Genomic DNA, 11,554 nt, shown 5'->3' on the forward strand with positions numbered 1-11,554 from the left:
CCGTAGACCAAAGCGGCACCATAACCCTCAGATACCACGGAAAACTCACCCACCTAGGCATCGGACGCTCCCACAAAAACAACCCCGTAATGGCCCTAATACACGGACCCCACACCATAATCATCAACAAAAACACCGGGGAAATCATCGCCGAACACACCATCACCCCCAACAAAACCTACCAACCAAAAAACGGACAAATGTCCTGAAACACCCCAAACCCAAAAAGGACATATGACACGAAACAACCACCCCAAAAACCCAAAAAATCCCGCGACATATGCGGACATATGTCGCGGGACATCACACCTGGAACAGCTGCCTATGAGAACCTATGCGGATGAACCTGATTGTCTGGTTTTTCCGCAGCTGATGATAGACCATCACCACGTCAAACGCGCCTTCTTGTAAATGTAGACCCCAATAGCCGGTGTAGGTTCCCCTTGGGTTGGTTAGCTTATGAGGGTTGTAGGTAGGTGGTATCTCCCCGATTTCCTCAACAGTGTAGATTAGCTCGCGTATTTCGTCTTTGATGTGGGGATGATGGCGAACTATTTGCTTATAGTCAGTTTGGAATTAGCGGTCAAAAATAATTTTCATGCTAGGGAGTCCAGAAATTCTATTGCCTGGTTTGCGTCCTCAAAAACTGCCCCATCTTCTGAATCTTTACCCTCGATAACCCTTTGTGCGTGTGCTAGCGCGCGAGTTGTCTTCGCATTGGGGACATAGGTGAGGGCGGGACGAATCGGCAGCGCCTGATCCCGTACTGCCTGCTTTAAGAACATATTGAGTGCTGTTGTCATATCAAGCCCCAGGGCATCGAAAAGCTTCTCGGCAGACTGTTTGGTTTCTGTGTCTGTTCGGAAGTTAATTCTGGTAGCAGTGGAAGTGGTCATAACAATCACCCTATAGTCCAGTAGAAGTACAATATACTCATATTGTACTTCAATTGGGGCGTTTAGTGAATACTTCTGTGTACTTGAGTTCGTGGTTTCTCTAAGATGGCTTAGGTGCACAGTCGTAATATGAATGCCTCCTATGCAGCCTCTGGGGGAGAAGAGGGCGTTTGGTGATCCCTTCGGCGCTACGCCGTAGCCAAAAGTGGGAACCAGGCACCCAACTGTTGATGCTAGATACCCCAAACGGGGTTATTACTATGACTCAAAAGCAAGCTAAACAGCTAATAAGGAAACAAATTGGAGCCGGCAGCCTGGTGGAGGAACTGCTGGCGGAGCGCCGCAGCGCCGCTCAGAAAGAATCTTTCTAATGTTTGTTTTAGATGCTTCTGCTCTCCTGGCTTTCTTGCAAGAAGAACCCGGATGGCAGCGGGTAGAGCAGGTACTGGGGCAAGGCGTGGTTGGCGCGGCTAACTGGTCTGAGGTAAGGATTGGTGTCTTAATGTGCGTAGTTGTCGGTAATGTGTCAGTAGTATAAAGCGTACACCACTAAAAATAGCCCTCCGGAGAAAATAATCCCCGCTAGCGCTGAGAGAAAAAGCAGCCTTGGTTTTGTGCGTCGCAGTGATGCCAGCAGGCCAACAACGGGAATAAAACCCGTGATGGCTACGACTGCGAGTATTTCTAAGCTGCGCAGGTCTACGCCTTGCAGTAACCCCACCACTACGGGACCTAAAATCAAACCGAGGGGGAAGCCGGTGGCGATAGAGCGTTGAGTCAGCGTTCCATAATGAGCAAAAAATGCCATTGAGCCAACGATTACTCCGCAGCCTACCCCTAACAGTGTCCAGACTAGGGCAATCTGCGCAATGTCGCTGCCTGCGGCACTTGGACGCAAGTTATAGACAGGGATTGCACAGTAATAGATTGCTAACGCAAATAGAATTGAAACGGAAGCTACGCTAGCAGCGATTTTCGAGGATTTAGAGAACCAGCCCACCAGCAGCGCAATCATGACAAACCCTAGCCCGGAACTGGCTAGCTTCGTCATAATCGTGATGAATACTCCCGAAAACGGGAACATATCATTTGCGACTGAACCGAAACCGATTAACACCGCAAGGCTCAGACCAAGGGTTATAGTTGTGCCAACAGCGGGGCGTTTGGAGTATTTGGCGGGAGGGAGACCCCTCTGTGTACTGTCTCTATTCAAAAACTCGGCATCAAAATCACGGGTTTCACGCATCAGCTAACTTTAGCTCATTTTCGGGATTTTTCCGTTGTTTATTTGTCGGGGCGCGCTCGGGAGTGACCTGTCGCGCATTGGGGGCTGGACGGCGCGGGGGTTTTCGAGGACGATTTAATCACTATTAACGTTTTCTATCAGCAGGGAAGCCCTATTTTTTGTGAATACTTGAAATCTTGTCCCAAATTACTTGTATTTGTCCCAAAATGTGCCTATGCTTGTGTATAACGAAAGGGGAAGTCTTGAAGAAACGCAATGTAATCAATCTAATCAGGTATCACGAAGATAAAAATGAATCTGCTTTCCGCTCCGAAGTCTCAGAAATCGCTCGTGACTTTGAAGCTGCCGGTGACACGGAGCTAGCAGCATATATTATGGCGCTTATTTCGGATGCTAACGCGTTAGTTCCACAAGCTTTAGGGGAGGACGGGGGAGATTTTCTCCGTCGCTTTGAGTCTGCTTCAACGCCGTTGCCTCTCCCAGAAGCTATAGCCATGGATGTGACCGGTGTATGCAATGCCATCTCCCACAATATTGGGGTAAACAAGTTTTTATTCCAAGGTCCTCCGGGCACCGGGAAAACTCAGACATCTCGCCAAATCGCCAGAATAACTAAACGTGAGCTTTATCTGGTGGATTTTAACGCGGTTATTGACAGCAAACTTGGACAAACAGGTAAGAATATAGGTCGTCTTTTCGCGGAAATAAACGATATGAGACACCCCGATAAGGCAGTGGTCTTGTTCGATGAAATAGATGCCCTGGCACTTGATCGGGTAAATAACCATGATGTTCGGGAAATGGGCAGAGCTACTTCGGCATTATTAAAGGAACTCGACTCTCTAAATGAACAGGTGGTATTGATAGCCACTACCAATCTTTATGAGGCCCTCGATAAAGCCCTCGTCAGAAGATTTGATTCCATTATTGATTTTGGTCGGTACAGCAGGGACGACCTGTTAGAAATATCTGAAGTGATGCTGAGCGGATTATTGGACAAGTTCAAAAATGTGGCTCGCAATGTGCGCTTGTTCCGAAAAATCATGAATCAAATGCCGGAGATTCCTTACCCGGGAGAACTTGAGAATATGCTGCGAACTTCGCTTGCCTTCAGTAAACCCGGTGATCTTTACGATTATCTGCGTCGTCTCTATTCCCAGGTCTGTCCGGGGAAATCTATTAAGAATTATGCAGAACTGAGTCAGCAGGGTTTCACCTTGCGAGAGATCGAAGTGCTCTCGCAGGTGCCGAAGACAACTATTTCTCGGGAACTAAGGGAGGTGCGTGGTGAATAACCTGCTTCAGCTTAAAGGTCAGTTCCAAACCAAAGCTGCTGGGCGGCCCGGTTCGCCCCAACTGCCCAAGAATGGGGAAGTTACTGCCAAACACCTGTTAGATTTGCGGCAACAGCTGGTGGAAATAAAGGAGTATTGGCAGAACAAGCAGATACCCTTCGATCTCTTAATCAGCGTTTACTATAAGAAAGTAACAGCTAAAAGTAACCGGATTCGCCGCCTACTCGGCAGAGGTAGCTCTGGGGCTAGTAATTTCATTGTGGGATCCCGCTTCGAGGGGGATTTGGGTAACACCCACCATGTGATTACCTATTGTGTCAGCGAAAGCATAGTTGATGATTCCATCGATGTTTTAGATGGTTGCGCAGCAATTGTTGATAAATACGGTGGCAGTATCGATTATGAAATGTTGGAGCAAATAAAAAAGACTTCCAAAAATAAGTGGATTTATAAACTGCCGAAGAGCAGCTTTTTCCAGGTAATCCGGGATGCTTATTTCGCTGAGCGGTTCGGTATACGTGCTCAGCAGGAGGCAATTGACGGCTGGGTAGTTGTGAATATTTACGATACCGGGTACGACGATGTTTACAATTTTCTAAAAGATTTGGGTTTAAGACTCACCCCTGACCAAGTGTTGGGAAGCGCTCTCCGGTTGAGCCCGGAGCAATACAGTGTATTGATAGGGAAATATCCCTTCCTGGTATCGATGGCGATTTCCGATATCTCCAAGTTAACCCCCGAAGAGTTTGATGAGGCGGGTATCAATCCTTTGGATATACCTAAAGCGGGTAATGAACCCATTATCGGAGTGATTGATACCCCATTTGATGAAAACGTATATTTTTCCGATTGGGTGGAGTCAATAAATCGGATTCCCCCTGAAATTGAAATACGACCGGAGGATTATGCTCACGGGACAAAAGTTACGTCGCTTATTGTCGATGGTCCAAGTCTCATGCCGAAGCTGGACGATGGTTGTGGTCGTTTCCGGGTACGGCACTTCGGGGTCGCTACCGGGTCGCGCTCGGATTCGTTTGCATTCATGAAGCATGTGACAAGAATCGTGGAACAGAACCGTGACATTAAAGTATGGAACATTTCCCAGGGTTCTGTGCGAGAGATTGCGCGTAACTTCGTGTCTCCCGAGGGCGCTATTTTGGACGAATTGCAGTCTCGCTTTGATGACATTGTTTTTGTGGTGGCAGGTACTAATCAAACCCATGACAAGCAGCAGAAAATTGGGGCTCCTGCTGATTCCATAAATTCCTTAGTTGTAAATGCAACCTCATTTTCGGGTGAAACTGCTAGTTATTCTCGAAGTGGTCCAGTCTTGGAATTTTTCAAAAAACCTGACGTTTGCGCAGTTGGTGGAGACAGCGGTGGTCTCATGTATGTCTATGCAGGAAGCGGGGGTTCTTGGGTACAGGGAACTTCTTTTGCGGCACCGTGGGTAACACGGAAAATGGCGTATTTGATGCAGATAATGGGATTTAACCGCGAAGTAGCCAAAGCACTGATAATTGACGCGGCTGCGAGATGGAAACATCACGAAGATTCTAAACGAGGGTACGGTCAGGTTCCCATTCGTATAGAGGACGTGGTTCAGTCTAAAGATGATGAAATTAAATTTGTCTTGACTGGGATTGCTGATTCCTACGAGACTTATAACTTTGGTATTCCAGTGCCGGTCGTAAACAGCAAGCACCCGTATATTGCCCGTGCCACCTTGTGCTATTTTCCCCCGTGTGACCGCCGTCAAGGCGTGGACTATACCAGTACTGAATTGGATTTACACTTTGGGCGTATTGATGACAAGGGTAGGTTGATAGCGCTTAACAATAACCGTCAGGGTGAAAATGATGATTACACTACTGAGGCTACGGCGCGTAATAGCTACCGCAAGTGGGATAACGTCAAACATATCGGTGAAGATTTTCGTAATGGTCAGCGCGGTAGGAAAGCATACGAGACGCAGATGTGGGGGTTGAAAATCCGCAAGACCACCCGGTGGGATAAGCCTGCTAGCGCCCCCTATGGAAATTTGCGGTTTGGGATAGTGGTTACTTTGCGGGAAATGGATGGTGTGAACCGTATAGATGAGTTCATTCAAAAGTGTTCGCTGCGTGGCTGGATTGTGAACAAGGTGGATATCCAAAACCGCTTGGATATCTACAATGCCGCCGAGGTGGAGATAAATTTTAAAGAATAGCTTTTATCTTTACAGGAAAAATGTGCCACCGGGACTCACCTTGCTATCGGAAACAATTCTTTGGGGTTAGCGGGAGAGGGCGAGAATCGCGCGGCGCAAACAGTCGGATCGGACTCAGAAGTAACAGTTTGCGCCTTTGCGACGGTCTGCAATTGGAAACCCTCAATCAGAGAAATACTAGAGAAACGGTATGACGGAGAATAGTAAAGCTGAAAAGAGCCTCGGGAAAACCACTTCTCGGACAATGGTTAAGCATGATTCCGGTCAGCTCCTGGTTTTCACCGCTCAGCCCGGCGCGGGTGTTGAAGTGCGCTATGAGGATGGCACGATTTGGCTGACGCAAAAGCTGATGGCACAGCTGTTTGACGTGGATGTGCGGACAGTGAGCGAACATCTGCGAAATATTTTTATATCTGGGGAGTTGGAGAAAAAATCAGTTATCTGGAAATTCCGGATAACTGCTAGCGATGGCAAGTCCTACCTCACGATGCACTACAACTTAGACGCGATTATTTCCGTTGGCTACCGCGTAAATTCTATTCGCGCTACCCAGTTCCGGCAGTGGGCAACCGCTGTTCTTCGCGATTTCACTTTGCGTGGCTATATTATCGACCGCGACCGTATGGAATCGGGGAAGATACTGGGACACGACTATTTCGAGGAACTACTCCAAGAAGTACGCGAGATTCGTCTCTCGGAGCGCCGTTTTTACCAAAAAATAACCGACATCTATGCCACCGCAGTGGACTACAACCCCAACGCCCCTACCACTAAAACGTTCTTCGCTGCCGTTCAAAACAAACTGCATTACGCGGTGCATGGTCATACCGCCGCAGAGTTGATTGCCCAGCGAGCTAATTCCACAAAACCCCACATGGGATTAACGACTTGGAAGAACTCTCCGGACGGGAAAGTCTTAGCCAGCGATGTTACCGTAGCCAAGAACTACCTCACGAAAGACGAATTGGCTGATTTAGGGCGAATCGTTGAAGCCTATCTAAACCTGGCAGAATCGCGTGCCAAGCGGCATATTCCCACCACCATGGAAGAATGGGAAGAATTTCTGAACCAAGTACTCACCCTTGATAGTCGCGAACTCCTAGACAACGCCGGGAAAATCTCCAAGAAAATAGCCGACCAGGTAGCCAAAGAAGAACTGGAAAAATATCGGGTGATCCAAGACAAGGAATATCAGTCAGATTTCGACAAGTTCGCTGCCCAAGCCTTGGAGACGGGAGACTATGATGGCGAAACCAGATGAAATAATCGCCGAACTAAGATATGCCTTCCGCGCATGTTAGGGCGTGCCGCAGAGTGCGGGGGATTGGTTTATCCGAGTAGGCGCGGTGGGCATAAGAATTCGGAAAATGCCTGCGGTCTTTTTCCGAATTCTTGGGCGGGAGGAAAAACCAAGACTCCGCGCTGAGAAGGTAGCTCAGTGCGACTAGGGGGCGCGGCCGGTAAAAGATACGAACGGGGCTTGACCTGCGTAGCAGGTCACGGGGCCCCGGAGTGCTTTTACCGAGCCAGCCCCGAAATAGAGAATTAGATAAGTTCAAGACCCCGCGCGTAATCCGCACCAGCCCCTCGCCCTCGCCCTCGCCCTCGCCCTCGCGCTTACCCCTGCGCTGCGCGTGTCCTAGTTCACCAGCGCCAAAATAGGATAGCCAGCTGCGGTGATGTTAGGCTGGTAAAGCCGTTACAAGCCGGCCACGGATGCGTCATGCCCGGGTGAAACTGCCCCGGAGCTCCGTGCAACAAGTAGAAGTAAAGGAGAACCCAGTGGCACTGAGTAAAGAAGAAAAAGCCAAAATCATGGAAGAATACGCGACCCATCCCGGTGATACGGGTTCGCCTGAGGTGCAAATCGCGCTACTATCCAAGCGGATCAAAGATTTAACTGAACACTTCAAAACTCATGCGCACGACCACCACTCCCGCCGCGGCTTAATGCTGCTGGTAGGGCAGCGTCGTCGCCTACTCGGTTACCTAAAAGACATTGATATTGAACGTTACCGTTCTCTGATTGCTCGTTTAGGTCTGCGTAAATAGTTTGCTAATCGGCCCGGTTAACGCCGGGCCGAATTGCTATCACCCCGGTTTCGGTCTTCGGTGGTGGCCTCCGGATCAGGCGCAGCAGTTTCTAGTCGCCTTTCTCCGTGGGTCTCGATCGTTGACCGCCCATCACAAGGTGATAGCTCTCAGAAGGGCATTGGCCCTAGAAGATGGAATACAAGGAGTAAATAAAAGAAAATGATGGACGATCCAGAAGTGATTGCCTCCGAGGCAATCATCGATAACGGTCGTTTCGGGCAGCGCACCGTGCGCTTCGAAACTGGCCTACTCGCCCAGCAGGCTGCCGGCAGTGCACTGGCATACCTGGATGATGAAACTACAGTTCTATCTGCCACTACGGTAGGTAAGAACCCGCGCGACCAGTTTGATTTCTTCCCGCTCACCGTTGACGTGGAAGAACGCCAATACGCGGCGGGACGTATCCCCGGAAACTTCTTCCGGCGGGAAGGACGCCCCGGCACGGAAGCGATTCTTGCTGCTCGCCAAATCGACCGTCCGTTGCGCCCCTCATTCGTAAAAGGGCTGCGTAACGAAGTACAGGTGGTAGCTACGGTATTGACCGTACACCCAGATGATGCCTACGATGTGCTAGCCATTAACGCCGCCAGTATGTCTACCCAGATTTCCGGTCTGCCCTTCTCCGGGCCGATCGGCGGCACCCGGCTATCCCTAATCGATGGACAGTGGGTAGCTTTCCCGCGTTACAGCGAAATCGAGCGTTCCACTTTCAACATGGTGGTTGCCGGACGGGTTATTCAAACCGCTGATGGCGGCGAAGACGTGGCCATTATGATGGTAGAGGCCGGCGGTGGCGAAGGTACCTGGGAGCTTATTCAGCAGGGACAGACCGCTCCTACTGAAGATGTAGTAGCTGCCGGTCTGGAAGCCGCTAAACCTTTCATTAAGGAACTGTGCCGCGCGCAAGCGCAAGTAGCGGCCAAGTGCCAGAAAGAAACCCTAGAGTTCCCGCTGTTTAAAGACTTCGAGGACGAACACTGGGATGCGGTTTCCGAAAACTGCCGCGAACAGCTTGACCAGGCCGTACAGATCGCCGAGAAACTCGAACGGCAAAACCGGGTTGATGAAATCAAAGACCAAATGCTTTCCGACCTGGAAGAGCGTTTCCCCGAGGGCGAGAAGGAGCTCAAAGCCGCTTTCCGCGCCCTCGAAAAAGAACTAATCCGTACCCGCACCCTAAACGAGGGCGTGCGGATGGATGGGCGCCAGCCCAACCAGATTCGCTCACTCTATGCGCGCGCCGGAGTGCTGCCCCGCCTGCACGGATCCGCGATTTTCCGTCGCGGCGAAACCCAGGTGCTGGGGGTAACCACCCTGAATATGCTGCGGATGGAACAGCAGCTCGATAACCTCAGCCCGGTTACCCGCAAGCGCTATATGCATCAATACAACTTCCCTCCCTATTGCACCGGTGAAACCGGTCGTGTGGGCAGCCCCAAGCGCCGCGAAATCGGGCACGGTCACCTCGCGGAAATGGCGTTAGAGCCGGTACTTCCCTCCAAGGAGGAATTCCCTTACGCTATCCGCCAGGTATCCGAAGTAATGGGCTCGAACGGCTCCTCCTCTATGGGTTCGGCTTGCGCCTCCACGATTTCGCTACTGAATGCGGGCGTGCCGCTAAAGGCTCCGGTGGCCGGGATTGCCATGGGGCTAATGAGCGAGCCGAACGAGGACGGTACCACCAAGTACATGACCCTCACCGATATTTTGGGAGCCGAGGACGGCTTTGGGGATATGGACTTCAAGGTCACCGGTACTCGGGACTTTATTACTGCCCTACAGCTGGACACTAAGCTGGACGGTATCCCCTCTGACGTGCTGAAAGGTGCGCTAGCTCAGGCTAAGGAAGCCCGCCTGGAAATCTTGAACCTGATTGAACAGGCGATTCCAGAACCGGACGAAATGAGCCCCTATGCTCCGCGCATCATCACCGTCCAGGTGCCGGTAGACAAGATTGGCGAGGTCATCGGCCCCAAGGGCAAGATGATTAACCAAATTCAAGAGGACACCGGCGCGGAAGTCACTATCGAAGATGACGGCACTGTCTATATTTCCTCCTCCGATGCCGAATCGGCCGAAGCAGCCCGGGCCGCCGTGAATGCAATCGCTAACCCGCAAATGCCTGAGGTAGGGGAGCGTTTCGTAGGAACCGTGGTTAAGACCACCTCCTTCGGAGCTTTCATTTCCCTGACCCCCGGCAAGGACGGTCTGCTGCATATTTCTCAGATTCGTCGCCTGGTAGGGGGCAAACGCATCAACCAGGTAGAGGACGTACTGGGCGTTGGCGACCAAGTTCAGGTAGAGATCGAAGAAATCGATGAACGGGGCAAGCTATCGCTGGTATCGGTATTGAGTGAAGAGCAAGAGGCCGCGTTAGCTGAAAACGAAGCCAAACAGGCTGCCAAGAACGCAGAGGGCGAAGAGCGTCCTCGTCGTTCTCGTAACCGTAGCCGCCGGCATCGCAATAATCATCGTGAAGAGCGCCGCGACGAGCGCCGCGGTGAAGAATCAGATGATGACGGCGAATAATCGCTAAGAACAGTTGGCGAGGGCGAGATAATCTCGCCCTCGCCAACTTTTATTTTCAGGAAAGAGATATACAGTGCGCAGATTTTTTGATTTGGTAATTGCAGGGACAGGGATATTTGTTTGCCTGTTTATTTGCCTAATCTTATTTTCTGTTACCGTCGGTGATGAACAGGGACTGGCTACAGTTTTTGCTGTTTTTTCCCTGCTAATCATCTCGGCAATCTCCTGGATATTTTTATTTATATTGGCTGGTATTCGCCTAGTTTTTAAATTAGACGCCCGTGCTTTTTGGGGACGAGCCTTAATCGTCTCCGTCCTGAGTTTTGGGGCTTGTCTGCTTTATGCATTCATATCCGCTAGCGCCCAAGCTGAATTATTATCGGTTGCGCTCGCGATTTTCTCGGCTTTTACTTTCGCCTTATTCGGTTGTGCTTTAGCGATAAAAACTATCTCAACCAAGAAACGCTCTAACCAAGAAAATGAAACCGCTAAAGCTATAAAGAATCCCAGAAAAAACGGCAGTTTTAAGCCCAAAAAATCAAGAGGGAAATAGAAAATAATATGCCTGAGATTAACGATTTTGAACTTCCCCTCAATGCTGATTGTCCTCGCATCAGCATTAAAGAGAACGGCACTTTAATTGAGCGGTCGATACTTCCCGGCGGCATCCGCTTGATTACCCAACAGGTTCCTGCCTCGCCCTCGGTCGTCCTCGGATTTTGGATTCCGGCAGGTTCTCGTGACGAAGGTGAGGAACATCTAGGCTCTACCCACTATCTTGAACACTTACTGTTCAAAGGCTCTGCCACCCGCAGCGCGAAGGAAATCTCCCGTTCCTTTGATGCCGTAGGGGGAGAACTAAACGCTGCCACCGCCAAAGAATCCACCCACTATTATTGCCGGGTACTCTCCCGCGACCTGCCAATGGCGGTGGAAGTGCTCACCGAAATGCTAGCGCGCCCAGCCTTGGCACAGGCAGATTTCGACCTAGAACGCGCGGTTATCCTGGACGAACTGGCCATGTCGCAAGATGATCCCCAAGATGTTTGCTACGAAGAATTCTTAAGCCAGTTATATGGGGATTCTCCTCTTGGTAGACCAGTTGGAGGTACGGCAAGCACCGTAGCTGCTACCCCCTTAGAGGCAGTGAAATCACACCATCAACGCTGGTATCAACCTCAACATTTGGTGGTTGCTGCCGCCGGTGACATCAGCCATGACTATTTGGCAGAACTGATAATGACAGCAGCTGCAAAAAACGGTTGGGAACTTGATAGCGGTAAGG

At 50.4% G+C, this 11,554-nt stretch carries 11 protein-coding genes and 2 pseudogenes; 10 read left to right on the forward strand and 3 right to left on the reverse strand.

The genetic code is table 11. From position 1 onward, the window contains the following. Positions 1-209, forward strand: a pseudogene (locus tag QZT94_RS05955) (IS481 family transposase); the annotation flags it as partial. Positions 210-303: 94 nt separating this feature from the next. Here QZT94_RS05955 and QZT94_RS05960 read toward each other — a convergent pair. Both QZT94_RS05960 and QZT94_RS05965 read right to left on the reverse strand, forming a co-directional pair. Beyond that, positions 304-564, reverse strand: a pseudogene (locus tag QZT94_RS05960) (type II toxin-antitoxin system mRNA interferase toxin, RelE/StbE family); the annotation flags it as partial. A gap of 32 nt (positions 565-596) precedes the next feature. Further along, positions 597-896 (reverse strand): type II toxin-antitoxin system RelB/DinJ family antitoxin, encoded by a 300-nt coding sequence (locus QZT94_RS05965; protein WP_296762035.1) that lies wholly within the window; start codon positions 894-896, stop codon positions 597-599. A 173-nt stretch (positions 897-1,069) separates the two neighbouring features. Between QZT94_RS05965 and QZT94_RS05970 the strand changes: the two genes are divergently transcribed. Further along, a complete protein-coding gene (locus QZT94_RS05970; protein ID WP_296762039.1) occupies positions 1,070-1,267 on the forward strand; it encodes an AbrB/MazE/SpoVT family DNA-binding domain-containing protein in 198 nt (65 codons plus the stop codon). Continuing rightward, positions 1,267-1,434 (forward strand): hypothetical protein, encoded by a 168-nt coding sequence (locus QZT94_RS05975; protein ID WP_296762033.1) that lies wholly within the window; start codon positions 1,267-1,269, stop codon positions 1,432-1,434. Before QZT94_RS05970 ends, QZT94_RS05975 begins: the two co-directional genes overlap by 1 nt. On the opposite strand, the gene QZT94_RS05980 is transcribed toward QZT94_RS05975, so the two are convergent. Next, complete coding sequence (locus QZT94_RS05980; protein WP_296762031.1) at positions 1,423-2,142, reverse strand: hypothetical protein; 720 nt, start codon at positions 2,140-2,142, stop codon at positions 1,423-1,425. The two genes, QZT94_RS05975 and QZT94_RS05980, sit on opposite strands and share 12 nt — an antisense overlap. A gap of 242 nt (positions 2,143-2,384) precedes the next feature. Here QZT94_RS05980 and QZT94_RS05985 point away from each other — a divergent pair, with 242 nt between their 5' ends. The 7 genes from QZT94_RS05985 to QZT94_RS06015 form a co-directional block, all read left to right on the forward strand. Next, positions 2,385-3,437: an ATP-binding protein gene (locus tag QZT94_RS05985; protein ID WP_270625161.1), complete on the forward strand. Its 1,053-nt coding sequence runs from the start codon at positions 2,385-2,387 to the stop codon at positions 3,435-3,437. Next, positions 3,430-5,646, forward strand: coding sequence for a S8 family peptidase (locus QZT94_RS05990; protein WP_270625163.1), 2,217 nt, complete (start codon positions 3,430-3,432; stop codon positions 5,644-5,646). Before QZT94_RS05985 ends, QZT94_RS05990 begins: the two co-directional genes overlap by 8 nt. A gap of 190 nt (positions 5,647-5,836) precedes the next feature. Then, positions 5,837-6,907 carry a virulence RhuM family protein gene (locus tag QZT94_RS05995; protein ID WP_296762027.1) on the forward strand — a complete coding sequence of 357 codons (1,071 nt, stop codon included), beginning with the start codon at positions 5,837-5,839 and terminating at the stop codon, positions 6,905-6,907. 521 nt (positions 6,908-7,428) lie between these two features. Beyond that, positions 7,429-7,698 (forward strand): 30S ribosomal protein S15, encoded by a 270-nt coding sequence (rpsO, locus tag QZT94_RS06000; protein ID WP_024058511.1) that lies wholly within the window; start codon positions 7,429-7,431, stop codon positions 7,696-7,698. A gap of 201 nt (positions 7,699-7,899) precedes the next feature. Then, on the forward strand, positions 7,900-10,269 hold the full coding sequence (locus tag QZT94_RS06005) for a polyribonucleotide nucleotidyltransferase (protein ID WP_296762023.1): 2,370 nt from the start codon (positions 7,900-7,902) through the stop codon (positions 10,267-10,269). Positions 10,270-10,342: 73 nt separating this feature from the next. Further along, the gene (locus QZT94_RS06010) at positions 10,343-10,822 is read left to right on the forward strand and encodes a hypothetical protein (RefSeq protein WP_296762021.1); all 480 of its coding nucleotides are present in this window, start codon (positions 10,343-10,345) and stop codon (positions 10,820-10,822) included. A gap of 8 nt (positions 10,823-10,830) precedes the next feature. Continuing rightward, the coding region (locus tag QZT94_RS06015) for a pitrilysin family protein (protein ID WP_296773280.1) at positions 10,831-11,554 on the forward strand (724 nt) is incomplete at its 3' end.

It is taken from the genome of Varibaculum sp., assembly GCF_008661855.1.
In the GTDB taxonomy this organism is placed as follows: Bacteria; Actinomycetota; Actinomycetes; order Actinomycetales; family Actinomycetaceae; genus Varibaculum; species Varibaculum timonense_A.